Origin of the sequence: Methylophaga pinxianii, assembly GCF_020447225.1 — a bacterium.
GTDB lineage: Bacteria > Pseudomonadota > Gammaproteobacteria > Nitrosococcales > Methylophagaceae > Methylophaga > Methylophaga pinxianii.
The window spans coordinates 1-18,617 of sequence record NZ_JAJAEO010000170.1 but is presented as its reverse complement, the minus strand read 5'-3'; the positions used below and the strand labels follow the sequence as shown (position 1 = coordinate 18,617).

The window sequence follows — 18,617 nt, the reverse complement described above, 5'->3', positions numbered from 1 at the left end:
CGTGTTAATTGGATTTGGGTTATGAAGCTGGCGGTATGCCTGTATAAATATTTTGCCTATGGGGGGCTGGCACGCGACTTTCGGAGAATTCTGGAAATTCGCCGTGATGCGGGTGATGAGATTGATGTGTATTACATTGAATGGCATGGCGAGCCCATTGCAGGGTTTAATCAAATTCCGATTCAGGTTTCAGGTCTGACCAATCATGCCCGTATGCGCGATTTCTATAATAAATCGCAGCCCTTAATAGCCGCTGGCAATTATGATTTAGTGATCGGCTTTAACAAAATGCCCGGACTGGATCTGTATTATGCTGCTGATCCCTGTTACCTCGCGAGGGTCAGACAAGAGCCAAGCTATATCATTAAACAGTTTTTTGGCCGGGTAAGATTTTACGAGGCATGGGAGAGAGCCGTATTTGGCCCGCAAAGCCATACCGTCTCGATGATGATCTCCTCCGTGCAACGCAAACTGTTTGAGCAGTATTACCAGACACCTGCCGATAGATTGGTCGACCTGCCACCCGGTATTGATCCCGACAGGGTTCGTCCTGATGACTGGCAAATGCAACGTCAGCAATTTCGTCAGCAATTATCCTTAAAGGAAGAGGATTTTTTACTGCTGATGATCGGCTCAGGCTTTAAACGCAAGGGAGCTGATTTTGCAATCGAAGCTATGGCCGCCTTGCCACAAGCATTACGAGATAAAACGCATTTATATGTAGTGGGTGAGGATAATGCGAAACCTTTTGAGCAATTAGCTAAAAAGCTAAATGTGACAGAGCGTACCCGTTTTATGGGCGGACGGGATGATGTGGCTAAATGGCTATTGTCGGCCGATGTGTTTTTACACCCGGCGCGATCTGAAAATACTGGCACCGTCATTCTTGAAGCCATGGTGGCTGGTCTGCCAAGTATGGTCAGCACTGCCTGCGGTTATGCCAATTATGTTAGAGATTCAAACGGCGGTGAATGTATTGATCAGCCGGAAGATATACCAGTATTTAGTCAACAACTGGTTAAAATGCTCGATAAAAAACGCCTGCAACAGTTGTCACAAAATGCCTTGGATTATGCCGCAACCCATGATTTGTATAGCATGCCGCAGCGGGCTGCTGATTTAATTGTAGAGATGGTTGAAAAAAAACGTGGTGAAAATTCTCTTGGCTGATTTAAACCATTCCACAATGTTAGACGTGAGTTTTTCACTAAGCTTTTTTTACACATTTTCTTAAATACACTGAAGATAACACCATGAAAAATGCCCGTGTTGCGCTGGTATCATTCGAATCACTTGGGGATAGTCTGATTTATACCATGATGGCTGATAATTTGCGGCGCAACGGTTATGCAATCAGCTTGTATGGCAATGTGCCCCATCAGTTAAAAGAATGGCTACCTCAGCTGTCTATTGAACCTTATCCAGAAGCTGAGGCATTTTATTCGACCTTTGACGGTTATGATTTGGTGTTGATGAGTCCCTCACGTACCATCAGAGATTCAACGGGTGAAATCAAGATAGAGGATATTCGTCATCGATTTCTGCTTATATGCCAAAAAGTCCCGAAGACATGGTTATTTGATCATCATTCGCGCTTAAAGCAAAATCTGACTCAGGACATCTTTCAAGAGATTGAACAGCTTAGTCATTCTGCTGGCTCTATTCACTATAGAAGGTTTAAGAAGGAATCTGTTGTAGAGATTACTTTGGATTTCATGCGTGAAAAAATGGGGCTGCAGACACTTTCCGCCAATGTCGAACTCTCACCTCCTGAAGGGCTAATCTTCAGAAAAAATAAACGTCGGATTATATTAAGCCCGGATTCTGCCTGGCCTGAAAAAAAGGACTGGAGTCCAGAGCGTTTTTTAAAACTTTGTGCTTTACTCGCTAAGACAGGTTATGAGCCAGTCATCGTGGTCGCTCCAGATAATCACCCATCATGGCAAGCCAAACCGAATAATCATTTTTCCACGTTGACCTTTCAAAACATTGGTAAATTAGCTGAATATATATACGAATCAGCTGCTGTGATTGCCAATGACTCTGGTAATGGCCACCTGGCTTCATTCCTTGGAATACCCGTTGTGACGATTTATCGAAAACGTAATCCATTCTTTCACTGGCGACCAGACTGGTCCGATACTCGAGTTATCTGTCCAAGAATAGTTTTGCCGGGTTCTGAAGGTCCGATATGGCGACCTTTTATTGGTGTTAGGCGTGTTAAACGTGTACTAGAAAAGCTGCTCCGACAAGTTGAATCAAAATAAGTGACAATGAATGTGAGTGACAAACTATTAGTTCTGGATGGTATTGGTGGTATTGATTTGGGTCGAAATCTGGCGGCCAGTATCCAAAATCATGGCATTCTTACCGAGTATCAGAATATGGCAGAAATGCCTAAAATCTGGATGCATAAACCACGCTCAGCAATCGCCAAAATCCGAAATAAAAAAAATGATAAAGATAGTTTTTATTGTTTGCCGAAATGCGACTTTGAGCAGCTCGAAAAACAAATAAATCAGTTTAAACCAAATAAAATACTGGTTATTGGCTTTTTATATAAGTTTTTTGAACCAAAAAGATTGAAGCGACTAGCCGATAAACTGGGTATAGAAATTTTTCTCTACGACACCGATAGTTGCAACCTTTATTCAAGCCGCCGGGAATTCATCTTTTTTATTGAAAGTGAGCTGATCGTTTACAACGCTATATTTTCATTTTCGCGGGTAGTAACCGATTTTTTCCAGCGTAAAAATTTAAATGCCTTTTTTTGCCCTTTCGGCGATACAATCAAAGCCCGTCAACTCTCAGCAGAACCGGTAATCGATGTGCTTTTTGTTGGCAGTGCAGATTTACGACGTATCTTTTTATTGGAAAATATTGTCGAGAAAGTCACTATTTATGGAAATCGCTGGCAGCGGCAATGGCCTTTAATGTCTGAAAAACTGCAACAGAAGGTGATCGATGAACCTATCTGGGGTAAGCAGCTGCAATTAACACTCAGTGTTTCAAAAATTGTATTAAACATCACCAGAATTCCGTTTTATGGAGCAGAAACCGGAATTAACCATCGTATCTTCGAGGCAATGTCGATGGGGTGTTTTGTACTAACGGACCATTGCGACGAAATCGCTGAATTATTTGAAATTGGTCAGGAAATCGAAACCTTCAAAGGCATGGAAGAACTCAAGCAAAAAGTTGAGTATTACCTGCAACATGATGAAGAGCGTCAGCAAATTGCTGACCGTGGTTATCAACGGTTTCTCAAAGACTACACCTGGCAGCAACGTTCAGCGGAGTTATTAACAAAAATGGGGCTGTTAATATAACAACCCCAATGTTTCTTGATTCCATGTAGATTAAATCACATGCGAACTGATTATTTGGTGATCAGGATATCTTCCATGACCAGATATTGCAGATCGGAACCGAAGAACATATTTAACGCATCCGTCGGGCTGCAAACCATGGGTTCACCACGGCGATTTAATGAGGTATTCAGTACCACCGCATTGCCGGTGAGTTTTTCCATCTCTTCAATCAGTTCGTAATAGCGTGCATTGGTGGCACGGGTTACAATCTGCGCACGGGCAGTGCCATCTTCATGCACGACTTCCGGAATGCGTGACTTCCAACTTTCCGCCACATCAAAGGTAAACGTCATATATGGACTTGGATGATTGGTTTGCAGAATTTCTGGGGCGACTTTATCCAGCATACTGGGGCAGAATGGACGCCAGCGTTCACGGTATTTAATCTGTGCATTAATACGATCCGCGACACCAGGATGATTAGGCGAACCCAATATGCTGCGATTACCCAAGGCCCGTGGACCAAACTCCATACGACCCTGGAACCAGGCAACCGGATTGCCATCTGCAAGAATTTTTGCTGTGTCGGCACATACATCATTCAAATATTGCCAGCTAACCGGCTGTGTATAACGCTCACAGGCATCAATACATTGTTGAGTGGTATAGGATGGGCCGAGATAAACATGCTCCATCTTTTCAACGGGCACACCTGCTAATTGCGAAGCATAACTGGCCGCACCAATCGCCGTACCGGCATCACTGGAAGCAGGTTGTACAAACAGTTCTTTGACGCCGGGCATGGCAATAATGCGTTGATTCAGTTTGACGTTTAATGCCACACCACCGGCATAAGCGACTTTACCCGTTTCACGAATAATATCGCCCAGATAATAATCAATCAGATGCAATGCGCATTTTTCCAGTAGCGCCTGAATGCTGGCGGCATAATCAATATATGGCTCGTCTTTTTCGTCGCCTTCACGCATCGGGCCAAGCCAGTCGATGAGTTCCGGGCTGAAAAAATAACCTTTGCCATTCTTTTTATAGCGTCGAAAACCAACTGTATTGACCAGCTTGGTATTTACCTTGAATTCGCCATTTTCGCAATGAATCAAACGAGAAAAATCGAATCGGTTGGGATCGCCATACGGTGCCATGCCCATAACCTTGAATTCGCCATCCAGCATTTCAAAGCCGAGGTACTCGGTCATTGCACCATAAACGCCTCCGAGAGAATCGGGATCATAGAATTCTTTGATTTTATGGATTTTGCCGTTTTCGCCATAACCGAAAAACGTCGTCGCATATTCGCCTTTGCCATCAATACCGATAATAGCCGTTTTTTCCTGAAATCCACTCAGGTGATAAGCACTGCTGGCATGAGCCAGGTGATGCTCAACCGGGACAAATTTAACTCGTTTGGAATCAATGTCTAAATCATCCAGTAATTTCATGACGTTTTTGTGATTTCGCCAGTAACGACGATTGCCTGAAAATAAAGCGGTTAATGCTCTGTCAGGTGCATACCAATGACGTTTGGCGTAGTGCCAGCGAGCGGGAGACTTTAGACCAATTTGCGCGTAAGGAAACGCCACAATATCGATTTCATCCGGGCGAATGCCGGCTTGTTCAAGACAGTATCTGGTGGCTTCATAAGCCATCTTGCCCTTAGCATGTTTGTCACGCAGAAAACGTTCTTCTTCGGCAGCCGCCACAAGTTTTCCATCAATATATAAAGCAGCTGAGGCGTCGTGATTGACTGCGCCAGAAAGGCCTAAAACGATCATAAGTTATCTTCAAGTTACGTAAAAATGTTGCTCAGTATATCAAGCACTCATTGTTCGAGACTACTTAACAAATCCTTTCTGTTTTCTAAGATGGGATATATTGTCGTTGCCAAAATACCTGGCGAACAGCCTCATCAGAAAATGTGGTGATAAGCCTGTTTGAAATGTTGCTTTTGTATTCTTGGCTGTAGGTGGTTTGGGACAATTCAATTAGCTGATGACTAAATGCTTCCAAATCTCTGAATCGATAAAGCTTACCGATACCTTCAATTATTTCTGCACCGCCACCACAATCCGTACAGATTATTGGGAGTTCGGCTGCCATAGCTTCAAGTAAGACCATGCCAAAGGGTTCGCGATCAGAACTTAATGCAAATACATCAAATGCCCGGAAGAATTTTTTAGCATCATTAATTTGCCCTAACAGCCAGATGTGATCGGTTAAATTCAGCTCTTCAATCAATTCGGTCAGTTCCGCCATCAGCTTCCCTTTACCGATCAATACTAAAAGCGAGTTTTTAGGTAGTTGGGGTAAAGCTTTGGCAAAACCACGTATCAGGCTCTGAGGATCTTTATCTGGATGAATACGACCAACGCTTCCAACTACCCAGGCATCCTCTGGCAAATTCAATGCTTTTCTGGCCTCTGAGCGACTCAGTTGTTGTGCTTGAACATCAGCGACATTAATTCGGTTATATAAGGTTTCAATTTTTTCTGGAGGCCATGAAGGTAAATGCTGTCTAATTTCGTCGCGAACAGCATTTGAAACAGCAAGTAATTTCAATCTGGAATAGAAACATTTGACCAATAAACGTCGGCCCAGACGATCAAAGTCACCGAATGAATGTCGGATACTTAACACCGGAAGTTTGGTTGCAATCAATGCCACGTAAGTGGGTTTGGCTCTATGTGCAATGCATGCTACGAAATCATAACGCATACTGATGCGGCGGATTTCTCTAATGATATTTAGTTTTAGCCCACTCAATTGCTCACTGGAGTGTTCAAGAAAAATGACTTCATCAGAGCATACTTTTTCAGCAAGGACAGGATCAGCTTTTCCAGAGAGGAAAACAGTTATGACTTTGTAGGAGGTGTCCTTGAAAAGAACGGAATACTGCCTGGCACAATCCAGAAATGGATCATAGTAAGAGTGGCATAACTGCAGTATATAGCGCTGAGACTCGACCGATGGTGATGCTGGCATGTTATTCAGATATCTCTAAAACAAGTACTTTATCGCCTCTCCTATTGGCATTGCTATGCACGATTTCAAATTCAGAAAGAGGCCGGTCTAAATACTTCTCAACACCATCACGGTTGGTTTTGATAGTCACTATCACATAGTCGTATGAAGAGATATTCAGCGGCCGATTTTGTATATCCAGGTTCACGCGTGTCTTTGAATTATTCTCACGCATGTAATAGTCAATGATGACATCTGAAGTGAGGGTCTTTGAATTTTCGGGAAGGTTTTCGGCGGCCCATATGGCGGCGTCTTTAATATAGCCTTTCGATACTGACACTGTGAACGTATCCACAGGACCCGCAACCAGTATTAAAAATGTAAAAAACAAAATGCCTTTTCTTCTCTGCAACCAAGCGTTTTCAACAAACTGACACATTCTGGGAAGCATTAAAAGAAACAAGCCAGTGATCAGCATAATGCCATAGCGGGTACTTAAGAAGTAATGTGTAAACACTAAGGCCAGCAGGATAATGAAATAAATGGTAACAAAATAGATTAGAAAGGCCCGGTAAGGGTTCAGAACATTCTCCGTTCCTGTTCTTGATAAATAAGCGTATGCATAAAAGAAAATATATACCCCGCTCAGGGAAAGTATTAAATCTTTTATCATCATGATGACCAGCCCAGAGCTGAGGATTAATCCACCAGATCCTTTATCGAATTTACTGAGTACCTCACGATTAATGATTTCGCTCTTATCCTGGAAGTTTTGCATCAAGGTGGGGATATCCAGGTAGATAAAAATTTCTGACACTTTGCCAAAAGCGGTGGCGAATCCTTGAATACCTAAAGATATAGCAATGGCCAGAATACCTAATCCTGCCAAAAGAGAGAAAACCATTCCTATTTGTTTGAAGGATGTTTTTAACTCTCTGGATTGCGACAGCAGGAAAAATGGAAGCAATAGCATGAGCACAATGGCTTCGATTCTGAACAAAAAAGCAGCTAACATGGCTAATTGCCACAAAATCGCATAAAGCCACTTCGGTGTTTCGAGAAAATTTATAAAATGATAAATGCCATAAGCCATAAAGGCCCAGTATCCAAGGTCTCTGAATAAATAGGCACGGTAATCATTAAACAGGGTGAAACCCAGGATAAACAAAGCTGCTATAAAAATCTGACGGTTATTGGGTAGTATTTTTGAACAAATTAACAACACCGCATCTGTAAAAAGAACAAACATTAATGTGTTCAGAATCTCACCACAGGTTTCGAGGGGTAATCCTGTTATCAAGTGAATTCCCGAGACCAGTATCGAAAAAAACGGCCAGTTAAATAGTTGGGCCGTTTCCGTTAATCCTCCATCAAGAAATGCTCTCACCATATTCATGTAAAGCACGCCATCAGAATTAATCAGGTCATCTACACTGAAAGCAATAATAGAAAACAGAGCGCTGATAATGGCGGTGAGTATCCGGATTTCTTTGAGGGAATGATTAAATTTCAATGAGTGAATCAATGGCATGGAGCAATACTTTATTGGAAGTTATATGGTTTGGGATGAGAGAGCTCTTTCAAAAGAAATATCCAAAAAGAGAGGTCTTTTTTTTAATGACGCGAAATAATCGTTTCATCAGTGTTTCATCTCTGCCATAGGTGGAGAAATTAAGTCTGCAATTTTAGCAGATGGAAGATCCTGCATACATTTGTGATGACCTAGCGGGCAGGTTCGCTTAAAACAGGGGCTGCATTCAATAGGGATTTGCACCAGTTGAGAGTTATCCGATAATGGTGGTGTGAATGCTGGCGATGTAGGCCCGTAAATCGCGACTAATGGCTTATTAAGCGCCGCAGCAATATGCATTAATCCCGAATCATTACTCACAACCTGATCGGCTGTAGCTATCAAATCAATGGCTTCACCCAGTTGGGTTTTACCACATAGATTGATGACGTTTTGTTTGTCAGTAATACCGGAGACAATTTGTTCGCCGACAGCAGCATCGGCTTTAGACCCCATAATCAATACCTGCCAACCTTGCTGTGTAAGCTGTTCGCCGAGTGCGGCATAATGCGTGGCTGGCCATTGTTTGGCAGGCCCAAACTCTGCTCCCGGACAGAGAACCAAGCGTTTTTGCTCAACTGCTTTAACGGGATTCAAAATATCTGAAACCGGTTCGGCAATCATTTTGGGTGGCAAATACTCTGGAGCGATATGAGATTGAGAGGCCGGGTGGGCAAGCGCGACAAAACGTTGCACCATCAAAGGCAATGCCTTTTTGTTAAGCTTACGGGGATCATTGAGCAGGCCATAGCGCATTTCCCCTAACCAGCCGGTACGAATTGGAATTTTTGCAAACCAGGGAATCAAGGCTGATTTCCATGAATTGGGCAATACAATTGCTTGCTGGTAATGTTTGTGGCGCAAACGATGGCCAATTTCTTGCCTTAACTTCCAAGCAAACACGCCATGCGTTACCGGCATGTTAATCGCTTCCCGGACTTCGGGCATGCGAGCCAGTAATGGACGAGTCCATTCAGGTGCAAGCACATCAATATGAGTGTGGGGATGTTGCTGTTTAAGGGCGGCAAATAAAGACTGCGCCATCACCATATCTCCGACCCAAGAGGGGCCGATGATCAGGATGTCGTGTTTATGTCCCGCCATGAATAATTAATGCAAAGTGCTATGAGCCAGATAAATAAATATCACGCCAGCGGCAATCAGTGAGATTTGCTGGAGTGTTTCTGAAGGTTTCACCTTGCTATGCAGTCCCGGGATCAAATCGGCGACCGCGATATAAATAAAGCTGGAAGCGGCAACCACCAGAATATACGGCAAAATATGCTGCATATCTGCCAGTAAGAAATAAGCGGCTACTGCACCGACGACGGTCGCCATACTGGAGAGCATATTGAAGTACAGCGCCTTACGGCGTGAAAAGCCACTGTGCAACAAGATGACAAAGTCTCCCAATTCCTGAGGTATCTCATGCGCGGCTATGGCAAGGGCTGTCACAATACCCAGATGAACATCGGTTAGAAATGCTGCGGCAATTAAAACGCCATCGACAAAATTATGAATGGCATCGCCAATCAGAATTAATGCTCCGGCTGCTTTTTTAGGATCTTCGTGATGATGGTGGTGATGATCCTCGCCCAATTCGGGGATATGTTCGTGGCCGTGATGGCTGTGACAATGGCGCCACAGCACCATTTTTTCCAACAGGAAAAAACTTAATAAGCCGATTAACAGGGTTAACCCAAGATGATGGGGATCCACGCCGTATTCGTGTTCGATGGCATGTGGCAATAAGCCCAAAAATGACGCTCCCAGCAAGGCCCCAATTGCAAAGCTCACCAGATAGGGAACAGCATGTTGTCGGGTGCTGGCAGGCAATAATAAGAAACTAGATGCGATACCCACGCTCAGTACGCCACCGAGAATACTGAAAAAGATAATCCAGATTAATAAGTCCATATGTACCTGACCGACAAAAACAATGCGCAAATCATACCTTATTCAGCCGCTATCCATATTAATGTTGCCATTCTGCCGGTTATTCCATCACGTCGATACGAGAAAAAACGTTCTTTTTCGGTATAGGTACAATAGTCTCCACCATAGATTGCGCTCACGCCTTGCGCAGAGAGACGCTGCCTTGCGAGTTGATAAATATCTGCCAAAAAACGATCTGAATGGCTTGGGACAAATGCTGATTCTGCCAGAGAGTCTATTGCGACGAATGCTTCTTTTACTTCAGGTCCGACTTCAAAAGCCTCTGGACCAATAGCGGCTCCCAGCCAAACCATAAGCTCTGATGCCGGTGCGTTGAATTTCGCCAGCGTATTTTCAATAATTCCATCGAGTAATCCACGCCATCCGGCATGTACTGCTGCAATTTGTGAACCGGACTTATCAGTAATCAAGACCGGTAAACAATCTGCCGTCATCACAACGCAAACTAGATTAGGCACGTCACAGATAATGGCATCCGCTTCGACATCAGCTTGCCATTGGCTGGCGTCGATTACTCGGGTGCTATGCGTTTGTCTCAGCCACAAAGGTTCAGCCGGTAGTTGAGCTGACCTGACTAATGCCTGCCTATTTTTCTGAACGGAGATGGGGTTATCACCGACATGCTCGGCCAAATTAAATGAAGCGTAGGGCGTCAGACTCTGTCCACCATTTCGTGTGGTGATAATTGCTCGAACAGAATCGGGCGCTGGCCAGTTAACCGATATAAATGATTCAGCCATCGCAACGTGGAACATGTAAATAATCACGCCAGGCGGCAAACAGGTTTTCGTCACTGGCAGCGCAAGTAGATCGTGGATGTAAACTGCGACAGAAAACCGCTTCATTATCCAGAGTGCAGGCAAATGCCCCGGCTTCCTGCACGATTAATTGAGCGGCGGCATAATCCCAAATTTGCTGGCGTCCGTGCAGATAGAGCTGAGCACGACCTGCTGCCAACCAGCAAAGCTCTAAAGCAATTGAACCTAAACTGCGTTGTGAGCCGTAGGGTTTTTCTTCCACCAGTCTTTGCGAGAGCGATATGGGTAAACGTTTAAAATCAATAATGGCCAGCGTCTGATTTAATGCAAGACCTGATATTTCGCCTTTCAAGGATTCACCATTAAGCCAGGCTCCCGCTCCTTTTTTGGCAGCAAAACATTCATTCATTACCGGGTCATAAACCAGGCCAAGCGTAACGTCGCCGTCTTCAATTAATGCCAGGGATATGGAAAAGAAGGGCATGCCGGAGGCAAAGTTACTGGTGCCATCAATGGGATCCAGACACCAGAGAGGCCCTCCGGTAGCCAGTAGTTCGGCTTGTTCGCTGGCGGTCATTTCTTCGCCCAGCAGTTTGATACCGGGGAAATCGCGCTGCAAAACGTCGGTCAGGGTTTGTTGCATCAGCTTATCAGCGACGGTAACCACACTGCCATCGTGTTTGTATTGACGACTGACAGTATTGAATAATGGCATTAAATGCTGCTGAACAGTCTCAGTCAGGCATTGTTGCAGTTTGGCTAGGTCGGTATCCATGGTCAAAAAGTATATCAGCCATTTGCCGATAATTATTCAAACTCTGCCACGCACTCTGTAAACTGCTGATTCATTTTGTCAGATTGAAATCGTTTATGCGTATTCCACGTTTTTATTGCGCCAACCTTACGGCCTCGACCACAACCATGATTCTGCCTGATGATGTTTTTCGTCATGCGATTCAGGTTTTGCGAATGAAACCCGGTGCTCTATTAAGTTTATTTGATGGTCAAGGTCTTGAATATCAGGTCCAGTTAGAGCAGGTCGATAGACGGCAAGCCAGTGTCGTTCTGCAACATCCGGTAGTTACGGATAATGAGTCATCACTTGATATTCTGTTGATGCAGGGCATCTCACGAGGGGAGCGGATGGATTACGCCATTCAGAAAGCGGTGGAATTAGGTGTCAAACGGATTATGCCGATCATTACCGAACGTTGTAACGTACAGTTGTCCGGTGACCGCGCGGAAAAAAGATTAAAGCACTGGCAAGGGGTGATTATCAGCGCTTGTGAGCAAAGTGGCCGCCAGTTTCTGCCGGAATTATTACCTGTTACCACGCTTGATGAATCTTTATCTCATTGTAGTGATGCCTGCAAAGTAGTGCTGGCACCCGATGCACAGCAAAGTTTTTCCAGTTTGCAAAAAGCGCATCAACTTGCATTATTGATTGGGCCTGAAGGGGGCTTGAGTGACGAAGAAGTGTCGCAAGCGGTTGAGGCCGGTTTTATCGGTATTAGTTTGGGACCGAGAATACTCCGAACGGAAACGGCATCTGCCGCGGCACTAGCCATGGTACAAGCTGGCTGGGGAGATATCGGATGAATGACAGCACCATTGTATTGTTGATTCTGGCTGTTATCGGTTGGATTTGGTGGGACAGTAGAGGCGCTGCTGAACATGCCAGCCGTGTAGCGAGTCAGTATTGTCAATCAATGGGCGTCAGTTTTCTTAATGATACGGTGGCCTGGCAAAAAATTCGGCTGAAACGGGGCGCCAACGGCAGGATGCAACTGGAACGGACCTATTTTTTTGAGTTTGCCAGCGATATGCAACAGCGTTATCGTGGTGAAATCATTATGTTAGGGAAACGGGTAAAGTCGATCCAGTTGGATCCGCACCGTTTCAGCTAAGTTATCAGAGGAACTGGTATGACGGATAAACTTGCGCTGGTGGTAGATGATTCTCGGGTTGCCCGCATGATGTTATGCAAATTGCTGCAAACGGCCGGATTTGTGGTGGTTGAACAAGGCAGTGCTGACGAGGCTTTGGCATGGCTGGATACCGCCGAACAGTTACCGATGATCATCTTTATGGATTTGATGATGCCGGGAATGGATGGACTGACGGCTACCCGCCAAATCAAAAAAACGGCACGCTGGCAAGCTGTCCCAGTGGTTATATGTACCAGTAATGACAGTGAAGCAGATAAATTGTCTGCTCATGAAAGTGGTGTATTGGCCTTGTTATCCAAGCCACCTGAAGCCCAACAATTACAAACGATTATCAATAATCTCTTCGCGATTAAAGAAGAGACAGAAAAGCGTGAGCCTTTAGTTGAACAATTGCCTGTTTCTGAAATTTCCGTGGCACCGAGTATTGATGAGATTCTTGCTCAGGTAGAGCAGCAGTTATTGCCAAACTGGCTGCAACAAACGCAGAATGCGTCTGAACAAATCAGTCAGCGCATGGCTGAAGAAGCTGTCTCACAAGAAATAGATGCCAAACTGGATGAATTAACGCAGCGTATTACTGCCCGTTTGACAGAGCAAGTCAGCACAAGTGTTCAAGACAAGGTTGAACAACAACTGGCAACGCAATCCTTACAAATGCAGACGGTACTCTCCGAAAAAGCTGCTGATGCTGCCGAGACGGCCATGCAAAACCTGAATCATTCAGCCTTTTGGCAACAGCAGGTCAGCTCGCAGACAGAAGATTGGTTAGCCCTTCAACAACAGCAGATTCAGCAGCAGTTGATGACAGCATTAGCTCCGAAGATTGAGAGCGCAATTGCAGAACAACTTGCTGCTGTTCCAAATTCAGTTGACCCAATAATAGAAACGCTTCAAGAAGAATTTGCACAATTACAGTTAATGCAAAAGCAATTAATTAAACGTCAACGGATGAACAGCGCATTGCTAATGATCACTCTGGCGGCAACTGTATTTGCCTTGTTACAAATTAATTTATTTTGACATGATGGCGTGGTAAACAATGACCATTGAGGAGGCTTTGCAGTGGGCCAAAACTCAGTTGGCTGCAAGCCCAACAGCCCGCATGGATAGTGAGGTTTTGTTATGTCATGTTCTGCAATGTCAGCCATTACGTTTTATCACCCATCCGCAACAAAAACTCACATTACAGCAACAACAGCAATTCAGCATATTGCTTGAACAGCGTCAGCAAGGTCTACCCGTCGCCCATTTAACCGGGGTTCGGGGCTTTTGGACATTAGATCTTGCAGTGAACCAGCATACCTTGATTCCTCGCCCGGATACGGAGTTATTGGTATCGTTGGCTTTGGACAAACTTCAGCCGGGTATGCGGGTAGCTGATCTGGGTACTGGCAGTGGAGCCATTGCGTTGGCGATTAAATCTGACTGCCCGGATATCTGGATGTTGGCCACCGATTATTCAGAAAATGCTTTGAAAATGGCAAAACACAATGCTGATAAAAATCACTTATCAGTGCATTTTGTTCGAGGCCAATGGTTGACAGCGATTCAGCAACAAAGTCTGGATATTATAGTCTCCAACCCGCCATACATACGTGCCGATGATCCGCATTTAACGCAGGGTGATTTGCGGTTTGAACCGCTGTCAGCTCTGGCATCAGGAGCTGATGGACTGGAAGATATACGTCAGTTGGTTCAACAATCTGCAGAGATATTAAAATCTCATGGTTGGTTAATGGTTGAACATGGATATGATCAGTCGTCAGCGGTTCAAGCGATATTTCAGCAAAATGGATTTACAGATATTCAAGCCCATCGCGATTACGGTCAGCAAGATCGTGTGGTGATTGGCAAGCGGGCGTGACGTTCGATAAGCAGCTATTTCAGGTAAGATACTGCAAATGAATGATGAACAATTGCTACGCTACAGTCGACATATTCTTTTGCCGAGTTTTGATATTACTGGTCAACAGCGCGTGCTGGAAAGTCGTGTTCTGGTGATCGGGTTGGGAGGTTTGGGCTCTCCTGTCGCATTATATCTGGCTGCTGCAGGAGTTGGTCATCTGGTGCTGGTGGATGATGATATTGTAGAGTTAACCAATCTGCAGCGGCAAATCGTGCACCGACAAACCACTATAGGCAAAACCAAAACCAATTCTGCCGCAACCACTTTACAAACTTTGAACGACACCATTAAGGTTGAGACGATTGACCATCGACTGAGCGATGACGAACTAACCGAGCAAGCCCGACTGGCGGATGTCATTGTCGATTGTACGGATAATTTCATTAGTCGCTTTCAACTTAACCGAATTAGTAAAAAAACCGAAACACCCCTGGTATCAGCCGCCGCAATACGCTGGGAAGGACAGATTTCGGTATATGATGCTAGACAAGCTGACGCGCCGTGTTATCGTTGCTTATACGACGACAATGGCGGAGATATTCAACAAAGTTGTGCCGAGAGCGGGGTGCTCTCACCATTGCTGGGTATGATGGGCTCTATACAGGCAATTGAAACCCTCAAATTACTCGCCAACACAGGCGTTTCATTGAATGGTAGGTTGCTGATAGTCGATGCTTTGTCAATGCAGATTCGGGAAATAAACTTAAAACAGGATCCGGCTTGCCCGGTATGTCACGATAAAGAGAATAACTAAATGACAGTTACAACGACTATACGTTTACCGCGTACGTTAGTGAATGATCTGTTACATCAGGCTCAACTTTCACCTAATCAACAAATTTCCGGATTAATCGGCCGCCATGGGCAGCGGTGTGTCTGTTATCCGGTGGACAGTGTGAAAACGGATGCGAGCGTTTTATTCGCATTGAGCGCCAGCGAGCAGTTGGCAGCATTGAAAGAAATGAAAGAACGGAATCAGGAATTATTTGCTATTTATCATTCACATCCCGATGCGCCGGCTTTGCCTTCGGTGGTTGACGAAGATATGGCGGATTACCCGGAGGCCCTGTATCTCATCATTTCATTGAATACACGCGGCGTATTAGAAATGCGTGGTTTTCAAAAGCATGAAGAGAATATCGAAGAGGTAAATTTGATCATATGAGTAAACTGGACGCATCAATACTTCAAAATGCAGCACAGCAAGCGCTGGATGCTGCCAAAAAACTGGGTGCGACCGCTGCTGAAGTCGGTATCAGTCAAAGTCTTGGCTTATCGGTAAATGTCCGTCAGGCTGAAATAGAAACGCTGGAACATAACAAGGATACCGGACTCGGTGTCACGGTTTATCTGGGGCAAAGTAAGGCCTCTGCCAGTACATCCGATTTGCGACCTGAAGCCATCCACGAAACGGTAGCAATGGCTTGTAGCATTGCCAAACACACCCAGGAAGATAAATTTGCCGGTTTAGCCGATGCTGAATTAATGGCGACATCATTTCCCGACTTGCAATTGTATTACCCATGGTCCTTGTCGCCCGAGGAGGCCATTGCATTAGCCATGGAGTGTGAACAGGCCGGTCGGGATTTTGATTCGCTGATCAGCAACTCTGAAGGGGCTAGTGTTTCTTCACATGAGGGGCAACGAATCTATGCAAATAGCCATGGTTTTATTGGGCAGACGCAGTCCACTCGACACAGCTTATCCTGCACATTAATTGCCCGCGACGACATGGGTATGCAGCGGGACTATTGGTATGATGTGGCCCGTGATAGTCAGGACCTGGTTTCGGCAGTTTCAGTGGGGCGCAAAGCTGCAGAACAGACTTTAAAAAGGTTGAATGCAAGAGAAATTGAAACCGGCCATTATCCCGTCATTTTTGCAGCGGAAATCGCTTCTTCATTGTTTGGTCAATTGGTCGCTGGTATTCGCGGTAGTGCCTTGTATCGTAAATCCAGTTTTCTGCTGGATAAACTCGGTGAGCAGATTTTCCCGGAATTTATGCATATTCATGAGCAACCCCATCTTTTTAAAGCGCTGGGCAGTGCTGTCTTTGATTCAGAAGGTGTCGCAACACAAAACCGGGATATCATACGAGACGGTGTATTGCAGGGCTATGTGCTGGACAGTTATTCGGCCCGGCGTCTGGGTATGACAACCACTGCCAATGCAGGTGGAGTACATAACCTGACGGTTGACAGTAATGACTTGTCGTTTAAAGACATGCTCAAAGCCATGGATAAAGGGGTCATCGTCACCGAAACCATGGGCATGGGTGTCAACATTGTGAACGGGGATTATTCGCAAGGCGCAGCTGGATTCTGGGTAGAAAATGGCGAAATTCAATATGCTATCGACGAATTTACCATTGCCGGTCAGCTGCAGGATATGTTCAAAGGTATCCAGGCAGTCGCCAATGATGTGGACTTACGCAGCAATATTCGTAGTGGTTCGGTCTGGATAGATAAAATGATGGTGGCAGCGTAACTTACGAGTTGAAACTATCGCGAATCAAACCCGTAATATCCGTCAAATAGGCTACTGCAAATATCGAAAATAACATCTGCCGCAGGTTTTTTATCCGGTGAGGGCTGTGACTGCGTAAAGCGTTGATCTGGCGAATCAAATCCTGCTCATCCTGCAGCCAGTCTGTTTTGCTATTGACCAGCTGGCAGTGGAAGACATAGTGACTTTCTGATTTAAACAGACGGTGTAATAACAGATTTTTGGCTTCGCTGGATTGCAGTTCATGTTCACAGATAATTTGCCAGGGCTGTTGATTTGAACGATAGCAGTATAGCCCCATGCCATGTGTGACGAGATTATCTGTCGTCACGGTTTTCAACTGCAAGGTAATGCGTGGAATCGCATTAGAAATAGCCTGCCATAACCGGTTATCGATCTGATCCAATATCTGAGAATGTCCCGCTACTGCTTGTAGTATACGTTTTTGCTGGTTACCCAACCCAAAGAATAATGCCGTGTTTAGAGGGGCATGACTCAACAGATCGAGGTATACCCGGCTGAACTGCATTTGTAATAAATCATCTTCTCTTCTTGCCAGTGATTGTTGGTTATTACTGATGGCTTTTTCAAAGAATTGATTCAGTGCCAGTGGACATTGTGTGACCAGCCGTTGTAAGCCGAGCTCGGTTTGCTCGGCAAACTTCTGTACCCGTTTTACTTCATAGGGCACGCTACGTAAATTTAATAGCGGACGGTGAGCCTGCCAACGGGTAAAGTGCAGTGTCACCCGACTACCTATGCGCACCGGTAAGTCGGCGTTTACCGAGAGTGATAATCCGTTAACCGAAACCTCGTTAGTCTGCGAAGCGTATTCCTGACTGTTTAAAAATAAATTGACGGGGGTCAGTACGGTATATCGGCTTTGTTGACGTCGGATAAAGGCTTTTAAAGAACTGACCGGGGGCAAATCGAAAGTTGCTGCCTTATTATCAATTACCACATCGGCATCAGTCTGCGCTTCATCGCGACTGGTCTGCTGTAAACAGGCCGTAATATCAGTGATTTCAACCAGTTTTTTTAAATTGGAAATTTTGCGAGAGAAGTCATCAGCAATCCGTGGATCGACCTGGGCCATTATGTCGAAATGTGGGTGATATAACGTTTCATCAATATTCAGTGCGGTCGTGCTGAAATACCATAAACGGATATGATTCTGCCAAGGCCAAAACTTCTGAAGACGCTGAGCGTCATTGCCATCTATGACCATTATGCCATCTGGATGAAGAGCCACAAATCCACGAGCTGATTTACTCTGTTCGATATGGGTGAGTACTCTTTTTGTGGTCGACAGTAAATTGGGCGTATCGATAAAGATCTGATCACAAGTCGAACTACTATGTATGGCCGTAACAGTTGGGGTAAGTAACTCACCCATCCAGCAGAGAATGCTGGGAAAATGCTGGCTATATAAACGTAATAGGCAGTTTTGGGTTAAGTTGAGAATTTCGTTATTGAGTTCAGTCTGGCTGTGTTGGTTTTGATTGCTTAACCAGTTTTGCCATGCCTGACGAATATCATCACCCACCGAATCATTAAAACGCATGACAGCCGTGGTTCGTTGTTCTTCATGATCCAGACGGGTAATATCAAAAGCAATCTGGGTTGGCTCAGCATTATGTCCATCTGGAAAATGTTCAAAACTCACACTGACGGTTTCATTTTTTT

General features: G+C 44.9%; 18 protein-coding genes. 10 read left to right on the top strand and 8 right to left on the bottom strand.

All coding sequences use genetic code 11. The features are described 5' to 3' along the window. Window positions 1–21: 21 nt before the first annotated feature. From LGT40_RS08155 to LGT40_RS16360, 3 genes are all read left to right on the top strand, one after another. Window positions 22–1,170, top strand: a complete 1,149-nt coding sequence (locus tag LGT40_RS08155; protein ID WP_226072963.1) for a glycosyltransferase family 4 protein — start codon at window positions 22–24, stop codon at window positions 1,168–1,170. A gap of 83 nt (window positions 1,171–1,253) precedes the next feature. Then, a complete protein-coding gene (locus LGT40_RS08150) occupies window positions 1,254–2,267 on the top strand; it encodes a glycosyltransferase family 9 protein (RefSeq protein WP_226072965.1) in 1,014 nt (337 codons plus the stop codon). 12 nt (window positions 2,268–2,279) lie between these two features. Further along, complete coding sequence (locus tag LGT40_RS16360; RefSeq protein ID WP_226072968.1) at window positions 2,280–3,329, top strand: CgeB family protein; 1,050 nt, start codon at window positions 2,280–2,282, stop codon at window positions 3,327–3,329. A 50-nt stretch (window positions 3,330–3,379) separates the two neighbouring features. Here LGT40_RS16360 and LGT40_RS08140 read toward each other — a convergent pair whose 3' ends face one another. The 7 genes from LGT40_RS08140 to LGT40_RS08110 form a co-directional block, all read right to left on the bottom strand. Continuing rightward, window positions 3,380–5,101: a carbamoyltransferase family protein gene (locus LGT40_RS08140; RefSeq protein ID WP_226072970.1), complete on the bottom strand. Its 1,722-nt coding sequence runs from the start codon at window positions 5,099–5,101 to the stop codon at window positions 3,380–3,382. An 85-nt stretch (window positions 5,102–5,186) separates the two neighbouring features. Continuing rightward, on the bottom strand, window positions 5,187–6,308 hold the full coding sequence (locus LGT40_RS08135; protein WP_226072972.1) for a glycosyltransferase: 1,122 nt from the start codon (window positions 6,306–6,308) through the stop codon (window positions 5,187–5,189). A 1-nt stretch (window position 6,309) separates the two neighbouring features. Beyond that, window positions 6,310–7,800 carry a hypothetical protein gene (locus LGT40_RS08130; protein WP_226072974.1) on the bottom strand — a complete coding sequence of 497 codons (1,491 nt, stop codon included), beginning with the start codon at window positions 7,798–7,800 and terminating at the stop codon, window positions 6,310–6,312. Window positions 7,801–7,926: 126 nt separating this feature from the next. Beyond that, window positions 7,927–8,961 carry a lipopolysaccharide heptosyltransferase II gene (gene waaF, locus LGT40_RS08125; protein ID WP_226072976.1) on the bottom strand — a complete coding sequence of 345 codons (1,035 nt, stop codon included), beginning with the start codon at window positions 8,959–8,961 and terminating at the stop codon, window positions 7,927–7,929. Window positions 8,962–8,967: 6 nt separating this feature from the next. Then, complete coding sequence (locus LGT40_RS08120) at window positions 8,968–9,774, bottom strand: ZIP family metal transporter (RefSeq protein WP_226072978.1); 807 nt, start codon at window positions 9,772–9,774, stop codon at window positions 8,968–8,970. Between the two features lie 38 nt (window positions 9,775–9,812). Continuing rightward, the gene (gene pgeF / locus LGT40_RS08115; RefSeq protein ID WP_226072980.1) at window positions 9,813–10,553 is read right to left on the bottom strand and encodes a peptidoglycan editing factor PgeF; all 741 of its coding nucleotides are present in this window, start codon (window positions 10,551–10,553) and stop codon (window positions 9,813–9,815) included. Further along, window positions 10,546–11,346 (bottom strand): inositol monophosphatase family protein, encoded by an 801-nt coding sequence (locus tag LGT40_RS08110; RefSeq protein WP_226072982.1) that lies wholly within the window; start codon window positions 11,344–11,346, stop codon window positions 10,546–10,548. Before LGT40_RS08110 ends, pgeF begins: the two co-directional genes overlap by 8 nt. Before the next feature lie 95 nt (window positions 11,347–11,441). Between LGT40_RS08110 and LGT40_RS08105 the strand changes: the two genes are divergently transcribed. The 7 genes from LGT40_RS08105 to pmbA are packed head-to-tail and all read left to right on the top strand — an operon-like array spanning window position 11,442 to window position 16,913. Next, the gene (locus tag LGT40_RS08105) at window positions 11,442–12,170 is read left to right on the top strand and encodes a 16S rRNA (uracil(1498)-N(3))-methyltransferase (RefSeq protein ID WP_226072984.1); all 729 of its coding nucleotides are present in this window, start codon (window positions 11,442–11,444) and stop codon (window positions 12,168–12,170) included. Next, window positions 12,167–12,478, top strand: coding sequence for a DUF3301 domain-containing protein (locus tag LGT40_RS08100; protein WP_226072993.1), 312 nt, complete (start codon window positions 12,167–12,169; stop codon window positions 12,476–12,478). The genes LGT40_RS08105 and LGT40_RS08100 overlap by 4 nt, the downstream gene beginning before the upstream one ends. An 18-nt stretch (window positions 12,479–12,496) precedes the next feature. Then, a complete protein-coding gene (locus tag LGT40_RS08095) occupies window positions 12,497–13,540 on the top strand; it encodes a response regulator (protein ID WP_226072995.1) in 1,044 nt (347 codons plus the stop codon). A gap of 19 nt (window positions 13,541–13,559) precedes the next feature. Beyond that, complete coding sequence (gene prmC, locus LGT40_RS08090) at window positions 13,560–14,384, top strand: peptide chain release factor N(5)-glutamine methyltransferase (RefSeq protein WP_226072997.1); 825 nt, start codon at window positions 13,560–13,562, stop codon at window positions 14,382–14,384. Window positions 14,385–14,421: 37 nt separating this feature from the next. Beyond that, on the top strand, window positions 14,422–15,180 hold the full coding sequence (locus LGT40_RS08085; RefSeq protein WP_226072999.1) for a HesA/MoeB/ThiF family protein: 759 nt from the start codon (window positions 14,422–14,424) through the stop codon (window positions 15,178–15,180). Then, complete coding sequence (locus LGT40_RS08080) at window positions 15,181–15,591, top strand: M67 family metallopeptidase (RefSeq protein WP_226073000.1); 411 nt, start codon at window positions 15,181–15,183, stop codon at window positions 15,589–15,591. Next, on the top strand, window positions 15,588–16,913 hold the full coding sequence (gene pmbA, locus LGT40_RS08075; RefSeq protein ID WP_226073002.1) for a metalloprotease PmbA: 1,326 nt from the start codon (window positions 15,588–15,590) through the stop codon (window positions 16,911–16,913). The genes LGT40_RS08080 and pmbA overlap by 4 nt, the downstream gene beginning before the upstream one ends. 1 nt (window position 16,914) lies before the next feature. On the opposite strand, the gene LGT40_RS08070 is transcribed toward pmbA, so the two are convergent. Next, window positions 16,915–18,617 (bottom strand): PilZ domain-containing protein (locus tag LGT40_RS08070; protein WP_226343189.1); only part of this gene is annotated, 1,703 nt, incomplete at its 5' end.